Here is a 19183-nt window from a genome sequence, read left to right on the forward strand (position 1 = left end):
GTTTTTCATTATTTTAGGGGCAAATTGTTTTTGAGCCCCAATATCATATGTCTGTTTTTAAATCTACTTTATACGCTTTAATATTATTTTCACCTTCTCTGTATGCACAGGAGGTTAGTAAAGATACCATTACATCCTATCAATTAGAAACAGCAAAAGTATCTGGCTATTTTACAGAACAGCCCCTATTAACAACACCAGGATCTGTTTCTATAGTCGGGCAGAAAGCAATTCTTAGTCAAAATGGAGCCACTTTATTACCGAGCTTGAATACCGTTCCAGGCTTACGGATGGAAGAACGCTCACCAGGAAGCTACCGTTTGGCCCTTCGTGGTAGTTTAATCCGTTCTCCTTTTGGTATCCGTAATGTGAAAATATATGTCGATGAATTTCCAATAACAGACGCTGGTGGGAATACTTACCTCAATCTTATTGATCCGGCTTCTATTTCGCAAATTGAAGTTCTAAAAGGTCCTGATGGATCTATTTTCGGACCGAACTCGGGAGGTGTACTCATGATTAAACCTAATGGCTTTCAACATAATCCGTTATCTAAAACCTCACTTAACCTTGCTGGTGGATCTTATGGATTTGCACAACAACAACTTTCGATACTACAGCAGATCAACCAGAAATATCAATTTTCCATTGATCAAAGTTTTACAAGATCCGATGGTTATCGAGAAAATTCGGCTTTAAATAAAAAAACTATTCAAACTGCACACCTCTGGAACTATCATCCACAAGCAAGTCTTAAAGTCTTTGCCCTTTATAGTGATTTGAATTATCAAACACCAGGAGGACTTACGCTAGAACAATATCAGGAAAACCCACGTATGGCACGTCCCGCTACTCCAGCCACACCATCGGCTAAACAACAAAAAGCGGCGATTGATAATAAAACTTTTTTCGGAGGAATATCCCATAAAATCAACATCAGTAATAAACTATCCAATACGACCACTATTTTTGGCTCATCATCAAAAATAGAAAATCCATTTATCAGTAATTATGAATATCGAGATGAACAAAACTTAGGGTACCGAAGCTATTTTTCTTACGAATCGCAGGATCAATTGAATTGGCAATTACAAATTGGTACCGAAGGTCAAAAAGGTTGGTATGATATTGCTAATTATGATAATAAAAACGGAGTTTCCACAGATCCTCAAGCAGAAGATAAATTGGAAAATTGGCAGAATTTCTATTTTGTAAGGGGTAAAATTATTCTTGCAGAAAAATTGACCGTGGAGGGTGCTCTTGGGTTGAACCAGAATCAAATTGCTTATAGACAAGTATATCCTCAAACCTCGCAACAAAAAGAACGAATCTCTTTTGGAACAACGTGGATGCCGAAGTTTGCGGCATCCTATCTGCTTACACCAAAACTAGCCATCCGAGGTTCCATTTCCTCTGGATTCTCAGCTCCTACAATTGCTGAAGTTCGATCTTCGGACAATATCATCAACACAGCTCTGAAACCTGAATCTGGTTACAACAAAGAGATCGGATTACGATGGGAATGGATGAACCGTCGTTTTATTACCGATATATCCTACTATCAGTACAAAATGAATAATGCCATTATTCGCCAGTTAAATGCGAATGCGGTAGAATATTACCAAAATGCGGGAAAGGTAAACCAAAGTGGTATTGAGAGTTCCATTATGGGTTACATTATAAAACCTTCTTCTGAAAGTTTTGTACAAGCGCTGTACATCAATTCGAGTGTGACCTACAATCATTACCGATTTAAAGATTATGAGGTAGGAAATAACAATTATGATAATAATAAACTAACGGCAGTACCGGACTGGATTATTGTTCATGCCTTAAACCTAGATCTCGCTCATCAACTTAATCTTAATCTGCAGCACAATTATACGTCAAAAATTCCGCTAAATGATGCAAATACAGCATTTGCAGATTCCTATCATCTGGTTCAGGCAAAGATCCAATGGGGAGTCAAATTTTCAACTAAATTCATGGCGAATGTATACCTCGGAGTCGATAACCTACTGAATGAAAAATACAGTTTAGGAAATGACATTAATGCATTTGGGAATAGATATTACAATGCCGCACCAACACGAAACTTTTTCGCTGGACTAAAACTAAGTTATTAAATGAAACGAGACTATATCATCAGAAAACATTCAACTGATGAAGCTATACCTTACGATTTACTGTTATTGGCAGATGAGACGAAAGAAGCTATCGACAAGTATATTTCGACCTGCACCATCTTTACTTTAGTACATCGAATAACTAACGAGATTGTTGGTGTCATGGCAGTAAAACAAATAAATTCAGATACGGTTGAACTAAAAAATATTGCGATCACAGCACAGTACCAAGCACAGGGTCTGGGCAGCGACATGCTGTCTTTCTTAAAATCCCATGCACAGGAAGAAAATTTACTGCAGATCTGGGTTGGTACTGCGGATGTAGGCTTTCAACAGCATCGATTCTATATGCGCAATGGTTTTGAAATGAATCACATCCGTCATAACTTCTTTATAGAAAATTATGCTGACCCTATTATAGAGAACGGACTGCAGATGAAGCACATGCTTGTCTTTGCATACCGTTTAAAAACGAATACAGATTAAACTACCTGCAACACAATATAAATAATTATACATACCTTTAAAAATAATAGCTTTATAAAAAGAGCATTTAGATACCATGAGCAATTTCAATTATCCATTAAACTTTCTATTTAAAATTTCGACTTTTCATAATGACTTCACCATAAAGGATAGTGAGGATCGTACACTTTTTTATGTTCGTCAAAAACTGTTCAAGCTTAAAGATGAAATTATGATCTTTTCAGACGAAAGTAGATCAGAACAGCAGTATGGTATAAAAGCAGACCGTTGGTTAGATTTTAATGCAAATTATACTTTTACAGATACCAGAACTACTGAAACGATTGGTAAAGTGGGCCGAAAAGGAATGAGATCGATATGGAAAGCTAATTACAATGCTTTAGACATAGATGGTCTTGAAGATTATACCATCAAAGAAGACAATGGCTGGGTAAAAGTTGGCGACAGCTTTTTAGGAGAAATACCGATACTCAATATTCTTACCGGATATGTATTCAACCCCTCATACACCATGTATGATAAAGAAGGAAATAAAATATTACAGCTCAAGAAAAAACCTTCTTTTTTCGGCCGAAAATTTACATTGGACAAACTCGCGGATATCAACCCAAAGGATGAAACAAGACTTATTCTTTGTTTTATGATGATGATCTTACTAGAGCGCGAAAGAGGATAAAATAGAAAAGGAGAATACAAGATGTATTCTCCTTTTCTATTTTATAAACCTTTAATCTGACGGTTCAAGTGATATAGCTTAACAAGCCTTTCTATAAAAAACAGGATCAATATCGCATAGATGATCTGAGAAACTAACAAGGCATTTTCCTGTTGCGGTAAATTGAATTGGAGGTCTTTCCATGACTTGCTGAGTAGATAGTTCAGTCCAAGCCCAAATATCATTCCTGCTAAGAAAAAATAAATTCCTCTCTTACGATCCTCTAAAACAGCAACCGCTTTTTTTTCATCTTGTTCGATTGTTTGCATTACACGACTTTCAAAATCAGAAAAAGGCATTTTAAGTTTACTGCTCTGCATTAATGTCTTCATTAATGCATCATTATTTTCCATGCTACACATTTGCTTTATTCATTAATTCCTTCAATATGGCGTACATTCGTTTACGGCCCCGGTGCAAGATGACTCTTGTATTTGCATCAGTCCATCCCGTTATTATCGAAACCTCTTTGATACTTTCTTCCTCCAGATAAAATAACCGTAAAGCCAAACTTTCATTTGCCGGTAATAGACAAAGTGCTTCATTGATCATCTGACTCCGTTCTTCATCCTCCAATAAAGTCAGGTCACTTTCATCGATCACCTCTTTATCATAATCTGACTGAAAATCTAACACTTCAATCTTAATCTTTCGCAATTGCATAAAGGCTGTATTGACGACAATTCGATATAACCAACTGCTAAATTTGGACTGCTGATTAAACGTGTCGAGTTTATGGTAACATTTGACAAAAGCATCCTGCGCGACTTCTTCTGCAAGCGATTCGTTTTTCACAATACTCATTGCAACAGAAAAGACCATATCCTGATATTTTTGTAAAAAATATCGAAAGGAATCGCGATCTCCCGCTAAAACTTTATCAATATACTGTTGATCCATCAATCCCTATCCTGCTTAGGTTTATCTACATAATTAGCAACAATCATGGCAATACCACCACAAAGTACAATAATCGAAACTTTAAGTACACCGACAATATTTTCGGTCTGATATTGCGAAATTAAACCAACTATCAACAGCCCTATGCCAATTCCTACTATAAATACACCTAAACGTAACCAGTGTGAAATTCGAACTTGTTTTTTATAAAATTGAGATAAGTCCAGCCCTGCTTCGATCAAGGCCATACGCTCTTTATTTCTTGCTTGAAAATAGTAATAAAGCGTGAAGAAAATTGTACTAAAAAATGATACGAACATAATCGCACCCATTGTTTCCTTTTCCATAATTTATATTTTTCTCATTAGATGCAGACCGATCATCAAATGTTACAACTTAGCACTATAAATTTTAAAAAATGCTTTTTTAGTCTTTTAACTAAAAATATTTCTGGAAACGAATTTACATCGTTGCGCTTATATTCATACTGATATAACAGTTTTAAAGACTCTGACCATAAATATTGAAGAATAAAATTGGTTTTATATGACGGAATTAAAATTGTAAATAAAACAAATTTATCTAAGTTTGAATAGCATGTATACAAAAGACGTTTTGCCACAGGGTTCAGATGATTTTCACCAGTTTCGATTCTCAGATATTCATTTTAACAATGAAAATCGATACAGCTTTTATTCTTGGATGTCAAACTTATCCGATAGCAACGCTCCAATCCGCATATTGACACTAAAGAAAAATGAAGGCCATTTCTCTATCCTCTCCCTAGGTATTTCCTACGATATCATTGTCGTTTATGACACTCCCGTACTTTCATTACTGTGCAATTGCTCTGAAAGCGAAGAATTCTGTAGCCATCAAAAGCTAGTTCTGAATGAAATCTTTAAAAATGATCAGGTATATTTATTTTTCTCCGATCATGCTTATCAGAATTATCTAACTAAAATAGCAGTTAAATATGGTATAGAAGATGAACAGCAACTCGAGGATTATTTCGAAATTCAATGCATAGACGGTGTTGTAAAAACCATCAAAAAACAGGATAATTTACTAGATTTATCTCAAGATATTCTTAACACCGCAACAAATCCTGATTTAAAAAGCAACAATAAAGAATTAGAACAGCTAAGCAACATTCTAGTACTTAAAGAGCATAAATACTATAAACACCCTCAGGTGTTACTCTATCGTGCAACCCGCGCTAAAAATGGTTTGCTAAAAAACCCATTACAGCAACTTTCATGTGAGGAAATGATCTGGAAAAGTAAAGATATTACAGAAAGTCAATTTTTTACCGCACTTCATTTTTTAGGGCAGAACACAATAGAAGAAAGCAAACAACAGATCACCGCCTTTAAAAAGCTGATTAAAAATCCACTAGGACTGGAAATCTATCAACATGATAAATCCTTATCGCAAACTATCGGGGCAAATAGTCTGAAGCAGATCACATTAAGAGAACTACCCAAAACAATCCGAATTGACATCGATCAGGTCGGAAGATTTTTCACTGTTAGAAGCTCAATTCAAATCGCTGGACAAGATCATGCTTTACAGCAGCTTCCTGTAGTCTTTGATTATTTCATTCAGTTACAGCAACATTTCTATTTTATAGAGCATGCACAAATCCTTGCCCTGTTCAAACTTTTCAACACGACAGCAGATCACCTTATCGTACATCAGTCCAAATTCGAAGGTTTTAACAAGGATTTCTTAGTAGCAATGGAGGAGATTGTAGAAGTCAACTATCTACATATACCCAAAGCAAACAGTAAACAAATCAAAGAACAACAGTTTTATAGCGACACCGAATCGATTATCTATCTGGAAGAATCTGGTGATTATATCAATCTCATTCCGACCATGCGCTATGCGGATGTAGAAGTTCCTGTTCGAAGCAGGAGATCTATTTTTGGATTTGATAAAAATGGACAAAAATTTTTAGTAAAACGGGATCTCGAAGCTGAACTCAAAATCGTCAGCTTGATCATTAAGCAACATCCCTATTTCCAAGAGCAACTTGATGAAGATTTTCAGCACTTCTATCTGCATCGTAAACATTTCCTTGAACTGGACTGGTTCTTAAATGTGTTTGAAGATTGGCGCAATCATCATATTTCCATCATCGGATTTAACGAAATAAAAGCTAATAAATTAAACTCCTTTAAAGGTAAAATAGCAATTCATGTGCTCAGTGGACAGAATTGGTTCAATGTAAATGTAGATCTGCAGTTTGGTAAAAGTAAAGGTTCGCTTAAAAACCTTCAAAAAGCTATTCGTAATAAATCAAAATTCATTACACTAGATGATGGTACGCAAGGTATATTGCCCGAAGAATGGTTGAATAAATTTGAACAGTTCTTTTTAGCAGGCGAAATCATTGATGACAGCCACTTACAGATTGCAGAAACAAATTATACAGCCATTGATCAATATTTTGAGGAACAATGGTTATCCCAAATAGCAAAAGAACGTTTGGAAGAAATCAAAAGTAAAATCAGGAATATCGATCAAGTCAAACCGGTCGTACTATCCAAAGATTTTATCGGTAGCCTCCGTAGTTACCAACATGATGGATTGAATTGGCTTAATTTTTTAGATGAATTCAATTTTGGTGGTTGCTTAGCGGACGATATGGGACTTGGAAAAACCATTCAGGTCATTGCTTTTATTTTAGATCAACGTAAAAAAGTAAAAAACAATTGCAATTTACTGGTACTTCCAACTACGCTAATTTTCAATTGGAAAAACGAATTGGAGAAATTTGCGCCATCGATTAAGACACTTGTCTTACAGGGTGCTGATCGTCAAAAAAGTACCCTAGGATTTGAACAATATGAACTGATATTGATTTCTTATCACAATTTATTATCAGACATCAATCACTTAAAAAAACACACTTTTAATTATATTTTTTTAGATGAGTCACAGCAGATTAAAAACCCCGAATCACAACGTTACCAAGCTGTTACCAAACTCAGTTCTCGTAATCGTATTGTAATTACAGGTACACCGATCGAGAACAGCACCATGGATTTGTTTGCCCAACTGTCGTTCGCCAATCCCGGATTATTAGGTTCGAAAAAATATTTTAAAGATGTCTATACTACGCCTATTGATGGATTCAGCAATAAAAAAAGATTGGAAGAATTGCAACACAAAGTAAAACCTTTTATTTTGCGACGTACAAAAACGGAGGTTGCCAAAGAGTTACCTGCAAAAAATGAAATCGTACTTTACTGCGAAATGAAACCGGCGCAAAGGCATATCTACGATACTTATGAAAAGGAGTTTAGAGAATTTATCTCGGTCAAAGATGGGGATGAAATCCGTAAAAGCCCTATGCATGTCTTAAAAGGATTGACCAAACTACGCCAGATCTGCAATTCAACAAAATTGCTAAAAACAGATGATCTAAGTGTAGAACAAGATGCCTGCAAGATTGAAATGCTTATCGAACAAGTACTCGACAAAAGTCCATATCAGAAAATCATCATCTTTTCCCAATTTGTGAGTATGCTAAATCTAATCGAAACAGCTTTAGCCAAACACGATATCAAAGTACTAAAATTAACAGGACAGACAAGAGATAGACAACATATTGTAAAGCAATTTCAAGAAAATGAAGCACAGCGAGTCATACTGATAAGTTTAAAAGCAGGTGGAACGGGCTTAAATCTTACAGCGGCGAGCTTAGTCTATTTGGTTGATCCCTGGTGGAATCCTGCAGTTGAAGCGCAAGCTATCGACCGCGCCTTTCGAATAGGTCAAGCAAAAGATGTCACCGCGATACGCTTAATCTGCCCGGATACTGTGGAGGATAAAATCATGAAACTGCAAGCCAATAAAACAGCAATAGCAGATAACATCATTTCCAGTACTTATAATCCGATTGCAGACTTTATGAATAAAGAACGCCTACTGAGTTTATTTCAATAAATCGAATTGCTAATGTTAAGAGCTCATCTATGCCCTTAAAACATACATTTTTAAATAATTATCCTGATGAAAAAACTAAAGCAAAGCATTGAATATCTGAAATCTTTAGAACATATTTCTATAACGGCTAATTTAGATGATATTTGGTCTTATATCTGCTATTCTCCTAAAATGCCATTGCGACATCATCAAGAGCTACTAATACAATTAGCTTCAAAAAATGAATTAGCAGTAAAGGATGAATTTTTCGGTGGTCACCTATTATCTTTTCCTGTCTACCGTTGGGGATCGGGCAAAGATTTAGTTTTGTTGACACATGGTTGGGGATCAAAAGCCGCAGATTTTTCCATGCTTATTGATAAACTATTGGAAAATCCAGATTTAACGATAATCGCATTTGACGCACCTGGAAATGGAGGAGCGGAAGGAGAATTATCCAATTTAATTTTATACATTGAAGCTGTTCAAACTATCATTAATACCTATGGTTTACCTGCAATAGTCATCGGCCATTCTCTCGGTGCCATGGCTAATATCGCAGCATTAGCAAAACTTAGACATACTCCTAACTGGATCATTAGCCTTACTCCACTAATAGATTTAAAAGCAAATTTCGCAGCTAGTATGGATTTCGTAGCTGTACCAAAAGATGTTCAAGAGCACTTTTTTCTGAATTTTGAAGAAAAATTCAATATGAAAACCGCTTACTTTCATTTAAACAGTTTATACGATTTTGATAATAGCCAGCAGCATCTTGTACTCTATGATCAACAGGACAAAATTGCGCCTTTTATTTATCTGCAATCATTTTTAAAAGATCATCCCCAAACAGAGACTGTTGATTTGAAAGGTGTAGGTCATGAACGCATATTAAAATCACCGGAAGCACTAGCTTACATTCTTGAAAAAATAAGTTCTTTAAAATAAGAAGAATCTTTATTCAAATCCTTCAATTTTTGACAGATGAAATGTAGCATAATACTGACGCTACTTCTTCATTATGACATCATAAGGGCAAAAAGCAATCTTCTAATGATTACCTTTGTATCACAAACATTTATAAAGTAGCATGATTAAAGCAGTTTTTTTTGACATCGACGGTACTCTTCTTAGTTTCGATACCCACAAAGTACCCGCTTCAACCGAAAAAGCCATTCAAGAATTAAAATCAAAAGGTATAAAAGTAATTGTTTCTACGGGAAGGTCTATCAATAGTTTAGATCATATCAAATACCTTGACTTTGACGGATTTATCACATTCAACGGTGGCTATTGCATCACGAAAGAGGGTGATGTACTTTTCAGAAAAGGTATTCACGCCACTGATATTCAATCTTTGATTGACCATGCTGCAAAAAATGAAGTAAGCTTCTCGTTGATGTCTGAAGAAGAAATCAGCATTTTTCAAGTAACACCGGAGATCGCTTCCATGTATGCACTCTTGAATTTACCTGTCCCGCGTCAAAGATCGTACGCAGACTTTGATATGGGATCTGTACTTCAAACCAATATCTTCATTCAACCGGAGGAACAGGAAGAATTTATGAACAATGTAATGCCTAATTCTGTGGCCAGCCGTTGGACCCCGCTATTTGCAGATGTGAATCCTTTAGGTCAAAGCAAACAAATTGGTATCGATATTTTCATCAAACACTTTAATATCAACATCAAGGAAACCATGTCTTTTGGTGACGGTGGAAACGATATCACCATGTTGAAACATACGGCCTACGGAATTGCTATGGGTAATGCCAATCCTGAGGTAAAAGCTATTGCAGACTATATTACCGATGATGTAGACAATGACGGTATATACAATGCTCTAGCACATTTTGAGGTTATCTAAAACCTCAAAGTTAGATTTGCGCGAAATGTATGTGCATTGCTATTCATAATAAGTGTATGTCGATCACCAAATTCATACTGTAGACGAGCCTGATAATTCTCCACAGAATCATTAACTTTTTGATCTACAATATGGTGATTAACATGATTTGTAATATCCAATGAAATGATTTTTTCAAATACTGAAATCTTGATTTTCATTGGATATTTTTCTGCTGCATGATATCCTTGCCACAAAGCATTCTGAACCAATGGCAATAAGATAAACCTCGGTACAGACAAAGTGGGATATTCGATCTTTTTAGTCCACACAACGGAAAGGTCTACAGCAGAAATCTGACTGAATAAAGAAACATATCTTTCCATAAAATCAATTTCTGCTTCAGCACTATTCTGAGTTTCCAATTGCGAAGCAATATCCTGATAAGTTAGAAAAGCTTGTAAAAATAAGGTATTCTTTGGATCATCCTTAATTTTATCTAAGCAACCTCGTATAAGTTCTATATCAAACTGACTGTTTACAAAAGAAAGCTGTGCCTTATCTTTGCATTGTTCCTGTAAGTTTTCAGGAACTTTACTGCTCCATAAACGATTCCATAATCGATCCATCACCACCTTTAATTTAAAATCCTAATAACCTATTTAAACTTATCTAATGTCTCTGAAACCCTAAATTCAACAATTCTTGCGATGAGGTCATATGGGATCGGCTCCCGTAACGGAAACTGCACCGAACCTTTACCTTGCTTATAAGAAGCAAGTTCTGTTTCGAATTTTGAGTGACCGGTCGGCGTTGCATAAAACCCGATATATTTCTGATAACCACCGAAATAAACAAGCGGTTTCCCTTTTAATTTATAAGCTGGCATGCCATAAGCTATTCCTTCAGTAGCTTGAGGAGCATGCTGCAGAATTGTATTACGGACCTGCAACAAGATCTCCTGCACTTCTTTTGGAAAAGAAGCAATATACTCTTCTACTGTTTTAAATTCAACATTCATCACTAATTATGATTTAAAGTTCAAGATAAATGTAAACAAAAGGGAACCATTTTACCAATGATTCCCTTTTGTTTTATATAAACGTATGTATTTGTATCTTATTCTAAACCACTGACACCACCTGAAACAACGAGCTTCATCGCGTCTGTAGCAGACATATCTAATTTGGTTACCAAGGATGATTTGACAACGACCACCTGACCTGCAAATGAATATGAATAGGGAAAATAAACCACCACTTCATCTGTAAGCTTAATTTTTGATAGATCTGATTGTGTCAGAAAACCAATTTTACTAACCCCTATTTCATTCACTTTAACTAGGACAGGAACATTAAATTTTTTGGCATCACCTACAAAAGCTTCAGTAAAATCTTTAATGGATGAATATAGCGTATTCAACAAAGGAATACGATTAATCTGATTATTCAACCAGTGTTTAATTGGATCTGTTACAAAATTGGTAAAAACAATCCCTGCTACAACCAAAAATAAAATGACTGTTAAAATACCGATTCCGGGAATATATAAAGGATGTCCTGTCTCATCCTCTAGGAATAACCCTGTAAGATTAAGCGCCGAATCTACTGAAGCAACAATCCAAACAATTAAAAAAACCGCACCAGCTAAAGGAACAACGACCAAAGTTCCTTTTATAAGATAATTTAAAAAAGCTCTAATTAATTTTGATAACATATCACTTGTACCTAAAGACCCTACAAAGATGCGAAATAAGCCTCGAATTACTCGTAAAAATAAACTCTTTTCACCCGTTGTGAGATATTGACCAACAATTCATACGGAATGGTTCCTATAGCCAATGCTGCTTCCTTGATATCAGGATAAACAATGACTTCATCTTCTTCATTAACATCAATATCTGTCACATCCAACATACACATATCCATACAGATATTTCCAATGGTAGAAACCAGTTGTCCGTTGATCGACATTTTACCTACTCCATTACCGAACCTTCGATCATAACCGTCTGCATAACCGATCTTGATGGTTGCGGTTCTGCTCGCACGTTGCAACATACCAGCGCGATTATATCCTACTGTTTCATTAGCCGTAAGCTCTTTTATCTGGGTAACATTGGTTTTTAGAACACTAACTTCTCTCACCGGCAAATCATCACGATCCATATCAATTCCATAAAGACCAATCCCTAAGCGTACCATATCGAAATAAGCACTTGGCCACAGATCAATACCCGATGTCGCAGCAATATGTCTGATAAAAGAATACCCTAATTCCTGCTTAAGTTTTGTCGTGAAAACATCTAAAAGATGAATCTGATTCTCAGTAAAAGCATTATCAACAGCATTTCCTGCCGAAGCTAAATGTGAAAAAACAGACTGCACTTTCATCGCATCCTGATTTTTCAATATCGCTAACAGTTCATCAACTTCCTCTGGCATAAAACCAAGACGATGCATCCCGGTATCAACTTTAATATGGACTGGAAAATCTTTTAGCCCTTGCTGTAACAGATAGCGGAGAAATGAATTTAAAACTCTAAAACTATAGATCTCTGGTTCCAACTTGTGATGTACAATAGCATCAAAGGCATTTTCATCAGGACTCATTACAACTATTGGAAGTGTGATGCCTCCATTTCTCAGATCAACACCTTCATCAGCAAAAGCAACCGTCAAATAATCCACATGATTAAACTGTAGTAAATTAGCAATTTCAAAACTTCCACTTCCATAAGAAAAAGCTTTTACCATAGCCATCAATTTAACACCTACAGGCAACAGACCCCGGTATATATTGAGGTTATGTTCCAATGCATTTAAATTAATCTCTAATATCGTATCATGTGATTTGGCAACCAATCGTTTACTGATCTGTTCAAAATGATAATCACGTGCCCCCTTTATTAAGATGGTCGAATTACTATAATCAATATGCTTAAAACCATCTATAAATGATTTAGTATCCGAGTAGCTGGCTGTGGGTAATGAAAACTGTGCTTCTAACTGACTCAAAATAGGTCCGATAAAAATCAAATCAGTTAATCCACTAGCTGCGACCAAACGTTTTAGTTTACTGATACTCTTCTCATCATGCAACTGTACACCAGGAATATCGGATAAGATTAGGACCTTACGAGAATTTTGCTTTTGTTGCTTTAAAAAATCCAATGCAATCTGTAACGCTACCAGATCATTACTATATGAATCATCAATAATGGAAGTATTATGTTTTCCTTTTTTCAATTCAAGACGCATCTCCATCGGTTGCAACGTGGCAATACGATCGGCTATCGTTTTAAAATCATAACCAAAAGTAATCATCACTGCAATACATGAAATCGCGTTCTCAATTGATGCTTGATCAACAAAAGGAATTTTAACCGTAAAAAACTGACGGGAAAAACATAAACTTACCAATGTAGCTTGATCACCTTCCTTCTTAAGTGAATAAACTTCTAATTGACACGATTCATCCTCTCCCCAGGCGAATTTGTAAATCTGAGAAGGCATATAGATCTGTTCAAGATACTTTTTAGGATAGACCAATACCTCAGCATCTGTAAAAAGTTTCAGCTTCTGTGCAATTTTTTCCTCTTTAGATTGAAACCCTTCTTTATGGGCTACCCCAATATTAGTTAATACACCATGCGTGGGTTTAATCATTTTTTGGAGTTTTTCCATTTCACCGACCTCACTTATTCCAGCTTCAATGATGGCGAAATTATATTGTTCATTCAGTTCCCAGAGTGATAAAGCAACACCTAGCTGTGAATTATAGCTTTTAGGACTGCGGTAGATTTTATATTCTGGAGATAGCAGTTGAAACAACCATTCTTTGACAATAGTCTTACCGTTACTCCCTGTAATACCCAATACAGGAGATTTAAATTTCATGCGCTGTGTTTCTGCTACTGCCTGTAATGCTAAAAAAGTATCTGCGACCCATAAAACATTAGCATCTGGCAATATCAGTTCTTGCTGAAAGTCATTTTGTAACACAAAATTTCTAATCCCTTTACTATAGGCATCCATGATAAACTCATGTCCATCACGACGATTGATCAAGGCAAAAAATAATCCTGTTTCAGCATTTACGATCTTACGTGTATCATAAATCAGATTTTGAATGATAGATTTATGATAAACAATAATTGATCTTTTAGGAACAACAATCTCTGAAATATCCGATATGGTATACATTTTTTAAAATATTTATTCAATCAAAGCTCCACAATTTTTCAATAAGTTCAATATATTTTTGAAATTTGTAAAGATGTTTGACGAAGAGAAAACGAGAAAAAAAATATACACACCTAAGCAGGCATTGCTTAAGGCTGCTAGCTATTGTGCTTATCAAGAACGGGCACAACAAGAAGTCAGGGATAAATTATACGAATGGGGCTTACATCATGAAGATGTAGAAGAAATCATTTCACAATTGATATCGGACAATTTTCTAAATGAAGAGCGCTTTGCTATAGCCTATACCCTAGGCAAGCTTAGAATAAAAAGTTGGGGAAAGATTAAAATTAAGCAGTCCTTAAAACTCAAAAGGGTATCCGATCCTTTAATTAAAATTGCGTTTTCAAAAATTGATTTAGATGAATATGAAGATAAACTCCATGATCTCTTAGATAAAAAGCAACTATCATTGAAAGATAAAGATGCCTATATTCTAAAAAATAAATTATTTCAATATGCTTTATCAAGAGGTTTTGAAAGTGATCTCATTTCTTCTCTCCTGAAAGAAAAGGGCTTATAAAAAAAAGACAATAAAGCTTATATTAAAATTTGTTTTTTTAATTATTAGCTCTATATTTGCATCACCAAAACAGAAAACAACTTGTTAACTGTTAGCAATGCGAAAATAGCTCAGCTGGTAGAGCACAACCTTGCCAAGGTTGGGGTCGCGAGTTCGAATCTCGTTTTTCGCTCCACATTAATATCACCTGCCTAGGTGGTGGAACTGGTAGACACGCAGGACTTAAAATCCTGTTTCCGTTAAGGAAGTGCGGGTTCGATTCCCGCCCTAGGTACAAGAAAGCTCATCCAAAAGATGAGCTTTTCTTGTTTATGGACCTTTGATTTTTTTATTGATATCAATAAATTTACCATTGTATATTATTGTTTCCATCTTGTATATTTCTAGATAGGTAATAGTGATATTATAGAGGTTTACTAAAGGGTTCATAGAGGTATATCTCTATAAACCCTCTATAAATACATAATAAAATGTATTTAAGATCTCAAGTACTTTTTAACCTGTCCTCTACATGATCTTCATCATTTTATATCAGCTCATAAAGGCAATCGCTACTGAATAAAATTTCCTTTAACACGATCGATTTTTCCCATATAAACAATTTTAGGAGTTTATAAATTTATATACCTTTAGCCATAGACAACTTACTTTTAAAAGTCCACCGAATTTTAGGAAAAAAAGTATAAAAGAACTGAAAAATATGCATATGATAATCGTTAATAATGCGAATTTGAAATACCTCAATCATGATAGATAACATCAAAATCACAGAAACCAAGATCTTATCAGACAATTGGTACGTCTTGCGAAAGATCACTTACGAATATTTAAAAAAGGACGGCACCATTATGAGTCAAAGCAGGGAAGCATACGACAGAGGAAACGGCGCCACTATTTTACTGTACAACAAAGAGCAGAAAACAGTTATTCTTACCCGCCAATTTCGTCTACCTACATTTGTCAATGGAAATGAGAGCGGTATGATGATTGAAGCTTGTGCAGGTTTGTTGGATAAAGATAATGCCGAGGATTGCATCAGAAGAGAAACGGAAGAAGAAACGGGTTATAAAATTACAGATGTACGTAAAATATTTGAAGCTTATATGTCCCCTGGATCTGTCACAGAAATTCTGTATTTCTTTATAGCCGAATATGCTAAAGAAATGAAAGTCAGTGAAGGTGGTGGACTAGAACAGGAAGAAGAAAATATTGAAGTTTTAGAATTGCCTATAAAAGAAGCGATGCAAATGGTTGATAATGGCGAAATCAAAGATGCCAAAACCATTATGCTGCTTCAATATATTAAACTCCATCATATTTTATAGTATTTGCCATTGATTCACCCTGTCCATAACTCCACCTCTGGCAGGGAGAATCATTGTTCGCTATACCAGCAGTCCTCATCAGTAAAACACTTCACTTCTTAAAGTATATGGTTCTGTCACAAAAAGATGGACAGACTAAAATAAATCTACCTCTTTTCGTTTATTGAGATTTTTTACCTAGTTTAGTGGAAACTTTAGGGGTGTCTGCAAAATTTGCAGGCTGAGATTTTACCCTTAGAACCTGATCCGGATCATACTGGCGTAGGGAAAAGTAGATGTCTTCATTGTGCATATACCGGCACAACTGTGGCCATTCCTAAAGTTTTTTATTTAAAAATTTTAAAAGGAATGGAACTCACAATTAATCACCAATTACGTTTTTTTGAACAGCCCCCCTCCTCTTTGGAAGGTTTGATGCTTTTGGAATTTCCAGAAAAAAGCAAGGGCATTGCTGTCGCTATTAATAACCAGGTTATACCCAAAACGGCTTGGGCAACAACCAAACTACAGCATCAGGACTCAATTCTAATTATCGCTGCAACACAGGGCGGATAAATCTCTTATACCTATTACTATACCATTATGTTAGAACAAAACATTACCCAGACCCCATTTCCAAATTCAAAAAAAGTCTATATTTCAGGTCAGCTTTATCCTATTCAGGTTGCCATGCGTGAAATTACATTAAGCCCGACCAAACTTAGCAAGGGTGGAATAGAAATCAATCCTCCAGTCACTATTTATGACACTTCTGGTCCGTATACGGATGAACAAGCAGAGATTGATATCCGCAAAGGTCTTCCTAGAACTCGTGAAAATTGGATATTGGACAGAAAAGATGTTCAAGTTTTATCACAAATCAGTTCAGATTATGGAAAAGAAAGATTAGCAGACTCGGAGCTGGATGAACTCCGTTTCGAATACAGCCATAGACCTAAAAAAGCATTAGCGGGTAAAAATGTAAGTCAACTGCACTATGCAAGAAAAGGTATCATAACTCCAGAGATGGAGTATGTAGCTATTCGCGAAAATCAGCGTATTGAGCAAATCGAAGCGGCAACTAAAGGTATGGATCATCAGCACACCGGTCATAGTTTTGGTGCCCGTACTCCAAAGAAATTAATTACCCCTGAATTTGTAAGAGAAGAAATTGCCGCCGGAAGAGCAATTATTCCAAACAACATTAATCATCCAGAAAGCGAACCGATGATTATCGGTCGCAACTTTTTGGTAAAGATCAACGCTAATATTGGTAATAGTGCCGTTACCTCAAGCATTGAAGAAGAAGTTGATAAAGCTGTCTGGGCATGCCGATGGGGTGCTGATACAATTATGGATCTTTCAACAGGTAAAAATATTCATGAAACACGCGAATGGATCATCCGTAATTCTCCGGTGCCAATTGGTACAGTTCCTATATATCAAGCTTTGGAAAAAGTAAAAGGCGTTGCAGAAGATCTGACATGGGAAATATTCAGAGATACACTAATTGAACAAGCCGAACAAGGGGTTTCTTATTTCACTATCCATGCAGGAGTACTTTTACGCTATATCCATTTAACAGCACAACGTGTAACAGGTATTGTTTCCCGAGGTGGCTCGATTATGGCAAAATGGTGTCTGTTCCATCATAAAGAAAACTTCCTTTACACGCATTTTGAAGAAATCTGTCAGATCATGAAGGAATATGATGTTGCTTTTTCCCTAGGGGATGGACTTCGACCAGGTTCTATAGCTGATGCTAACGATGCTGCACAATTTGCTGAATTAGAAACCTTGGGAGAGTTGACCAAAATAGCATGGAAACATGATGTACAGGTTATGATCGAAGGCCCAGGTCATGTACCTATGCACATGATCAAAGAAAACATGGACAAACAGCTTGAGGTTTGTGACGAAGCACCATTTTACACTTTAGGCCCATTGACAACAGATATTGCTCCTGGTTATGATCATATCACCTCAGCAATTGGCGCGGCAATGATTGGCTGGTTCGGCTGTGCCATGCTTTGTTATGTTACCCCAAAAGAACACCTCGGTTTACCTAACCGAAAAGATGTAAAGGATGGCGTGATCACCTACAAACTGGCTGCACATGCGGCAGATTTGGCTAAAGGACATCCTGGTGCACAATACCGCGACAATGCGCTGAGTAAAGCGAGGTTTGAGTTCCGTTGGGAAGATCAGTTTAACCTTTCCTTAGATCCTGACACAGCCCGAGAATTTCATGATGAAACTTTACCTGCAGACGGTGCCAAAGTTGCTCACTTCTGTTCGATGTGCGGCCCTAAATTCTGCTCGATGAAGATCACACAGGAAATCCGGGATTCTGCAGAACAAGGCATGATCGATATGTCAAAAGAGTTTATCGAACAAGGTAAAGAATTGTACTTATGATCATCGTCTTGACAGCTGAGCATGATATTGATAACGAACTCCAGATCATCAACAGTATACTGGATGCAGGATTGGAACTGTTACATATCAGAAAATATAACTTTTCAGATGATGATATGTGTCAATTTATTTATGGAATAGCTCCGCAATATCGAAACCGTCTTGTCCTGCATAGCCATCATCATCTAGCCGAAAAGCTAAACATAAACCGGTTACATTTTAATGAATATGATCGAAAATCAAAAAAACAAAATCAGTATAGTCCTACCGTAATCCGATCAACATCTGTGCACAGCATTGCAGATTTTAATCAACTGGATAACCGATGGTCATACGCACTGTTTAGTCCGATGTTTTCAAGTATTTCAAAACCTGGTCATGGTAAGGAGCATACCGTAAAAAACGAGTTAAAGCTACGGAATAACCAGCAAGTTCAATTAATTGGGCTTGCTGGTATCCATTCCGAAAACCTAGGCCTTGCATATGATGCCGGCGTCGATGGTGTAGCGCTATTAGGAGAAATCTGGAAGAATGAACAACCTTTAATAAGTTTTAAAAATTGTCTTATGAAAGATCATGCATATTGCCTGTAACAATAGTTGTTAAAGGTACTTCATTCCTTTACAAATGATTAGAAGGAAATACCCAAACCGGATTATACTGAGCAGAAAAATGCGATAGCAAA

General features: G+C 36.2%; 18 protein-coding genes, 2 tRNA genes and 1 riboswitch. Of the genes, 13 read left to right on the plus strand and 7 right to left on the minus strand.

Translation table 11 applies throughout. From position 1 onward, the window contains the following. The first annotated feature begins 47 nt into the window (after positions 1–47). The 3 genes from ACFS6I_RS15840 to ACFS6I_RS15850 all read left to right on the plus strand — a co-directional run bounded on the left by ACFS6I_RS15840 (position 48) and on the right by ACFS6I_RS15850 (position 3288). Positions 48–2126 (plus strand): TonB-dependent receptor, encoded by a 2079-nt coding sequence (locus ACFS6I_RS15840; protein ID WP_380922047.1) that lies wholly within the window; start codon positions 48–50, stop codon positions 2124–2126. Beyond that, positions 2127–2612, plus strand: a complete 486-nt coding sequence (locus ACFS6I_RS15845) for a GNAT family N-acetyltransferase (protein WP_380922049.1) — start codon at positions 2127–2129, stop codon at positions 2610–2612. It begins immediately after the preceding gene. A 76-nt stretch (positions 2613–2688) separates the two neighbouring features. After that, positions 2689–3288 carry an LURP-one-related/scramblase family protein gene (locus ACFS6I_RS15850; protein WP_132771884.1) on the plus strand — a complete coding sequence of 200 codons (600 nt, stop codon included), beginning with the start codon at positions 2689–2691 and terminating at the stop codon, positions 3286–3288. A gap of 41 nt (positions 3289–3329) precedes the next feature. On the opposite strand, the gene ACFS6I_RS15855 is transcribed toward ACFS6I_RS15850, so the two are convergent. From ACFS6I_RS15855 to ACFS6I_RS15865, 3 genes are read right to left on the minus strand one after another with little or no spacing between them, the layout of a single operon-like run. Then, positions 3330–3680, minus strand: coding sequence for a hypothetical protein (locus ACFS6I_RS15855; RefSeq protein ID WP_380922051.1), 351 nt, complete (start codon positions 3678–3680; stop codon positions 3330–3332). 1 nt (position 3681) lies between these two features. Then, complete coding sequence (locus ACFS6I_RS15860; RefSeq protein ID WP_021190904.1) at positions 3682–4227, minus strand: RNA polymerase sigma factor; 546 nt, start codon at positions 4225–4227, stop codon at positions 3682–3684. Next, positions 4227–4574, minus strand: a complete 348-nt coding sequence (locus tag ACFS6I_RS15865; protein ID WP_132771887.1) for a DUF6249 domain-containing protein — start codon at positions 4572–4574, stop codon at positions 4227–4229. Before ACFS6I_RS15865 ends, ACFS6I_RS15860 begins: the two co-directional genes overlap by 1 nt. A gap of 250 nt (positions 4575–4824) precedes the next feature. Between ACFS6I_RS15865 and ACFS6I_RS15870 the strand changes: the two genes are divergently transcribed. The 3 genes from ACFS6I_RS15870 (at position 4825) to ACFS6I_RS15880 (ending at position 10030) form a co-directional block, all read left to right on the plus strand. Beyond that, positions 4825–8184, plus strand: a complete 3360-nt coding sequence (locus ACFS6I_RS15870; RefSeq protein WP_380922054.1) for a DEAD/DEAH box helicase — start codon at positions 4825–4827, stop codon at positions 8182–8184. 66 nt (positions 8185–8250) lie between these two features. Next, positions 8251–9111, plus strand: coding sequence for an alpha/beta fold hydrolase (locus ACFS6I_RS15875; RefSeq protein ID WP_380922056.1), 861 nt, complete (start codon positions 8251–8253; stop codon positions 9109–9111). A 142-nt stretch (positions 9112–9253) separates the two neighbouring features. Beyond that, positions 9254–10030, plus strand: a complete 777-nt coding sequence (locus ACFS6I_RS15880) for a Cof-type HAD-IIB family hydrolase (protein WP_380922058.1) — start codon at positions 9254–9256, stop codon at positions 10028–10030. On the opposite strand, the gene ACFS6I_RS15885 is transcribed toward ACFS6I_RS15880, so the two are convergent. From ACFS6I_RS15885 to ACFS6I_RS15900, 4 genes are all read right to left on the minus strand, one after another. Then, entirely contained in the window at positions 10027–10641 is a 615-nt protein-coding gene (locus ACFS6I_RS15885; RefSeq protein WP_380922060.1) for a hypothetical protein, read from the minus strand. The genes ACFS6I_RS15880 and ACFS6I_RS15885 overlap by 4 nt on opposite strands. A gap of 26 nt (positions 10642–10667) precedes the next feature. After that, entirely contained in the window at positions 10668–11030 is a 363-nt protein-coding gene (locus ACFS6I_RS15890) for an iron chaperone (RefSeq protein ID WP_380922062.1), read from the minus strand. A gap of 98 nt (positions 11031–11128) precedes the next feature. Then, a complete protein-coding gene (locus ACFS6I_RS15895; RefSeq protein WP_132771894.1) occupies positions 11129–11725 on the minus strand; it encodes a DUF502 domain-containing protein in 597 nt (198 codons plus the stop codon). Positions 11726–11772: 47 nt separating this feature from the next. Then, positions 11773–14214, minus strand: a complete 2442-nt coding sequence (locus ACFS6I_RS15900) for a bifunctional UDP-N-acetylmuramoyl-tripeptide:D-alanyl-D-alanine ligase/alanine racemase (RefSeq protein ID WP_380922064.1) — start codon at positions 14212–14214, stop codon at positions 11773–11775. A 73-nt stretch (positions 14215–14287) separates the two neighbouring features. Here ACFS6I_RS15900 and ACFS6I_RS15905 point away from each other — a divergent pair, with 73 nt between their 5' ends. From ACFS6I_RS15905 to ACFS6I_RS15935, 7 genes are all read left to right on the plus strand, one after another. Then, positions 14288–14776, plus strand: a complete 489-nt coding sequence (locus ACFS6I_RS15905; protein ID WP_132843938.1) for a regulatory protein RecX — start codon at positions 14288–14290, stop codon at positions 14774–14776. Between the two features lie 99 nt (positions 14777–14875). Then, a tRNA-Gly gene (locus ACFS6I_RS15910) sits at positions 14876–14951 on the plus strand. Positions 14952–14965: 14 nt separating this feature from the next. Beyond that, positions 14966–15050: transfer RNA gene (locus ACFS6I_RS15915), tRNA-Leu, on the plus strand. A 472-nt stretch (positions 15051–15522) separates the two neighbouring features. Continuing rightward, positions 15523–16101: a GDP-mannose pyrophosphatase NudK gene (nudK, locus tag ACFS6I_RS15920; RefSeq protein ID WP_168128094.1), complete on the plus strand. Its 579-nt coding sequence runs from the start codon at positions 15523–15525 to the stop codon at positions 16099–16101. Between the two features lie 186 nt (positions 16102–16287). Continuing rightward, positions 16288–16386, plus strand: a riboswitch (TPP riboswitch). A gap of 21 nt (positions 16387–16407) precedes the next feature. Beyond that, the gene (gene thiS / locus ACFS6I_RS15925) at positions 16408–16656 is read left to right on the plus strand and encodes a sulfur carrier protein ThiS (protein WP_346580341.1); all 249 of its coding nucleotides are present in this window, start codon (positions 16408–16410) and stop codon (positions 16654–16656) included. Between the two features lie 27 nt (positions 16657–16683). After that, positions 16684–18498: a phosphomethylpyrimidine synthase ThiC gene (gene thiC, locus ACFS6I_RS15930; protein WP_380922067.1), complete on the plus strand. Its 1815-nt coding sequence runs from the start codon at positions 16684–16686 to the stop codon at positions 18496–18498. Next, on the plus strand, positions 18495–19091 hold the full coding sequence (locus ACFS6I_RS15935) for a thiamine phosphate synthase (protein WP_380922068.1): 597 nt from the start codon (positions 18495–18497) through the stop codon (positions 19089–19091). The genes thiC and ACFS6I_RS15935 overlap by 4 nt, the downstream gene beginning before the upstream one ends. The last annotated feature ends 92 nt before the right edge of the window (positions 19092–19183 follow it).

It is taken from the genome of Sphingobacterium anhuiense (assembly GCF_042686355.1).
Taxonomy (GTDB): domain Bacteria; phylum Bacteroidota; class Bacteroidia; order Sphingobacteriales; family Sphingobacteriaceae; genus Sphingobacterium; species Sphingobacterium anhuiense.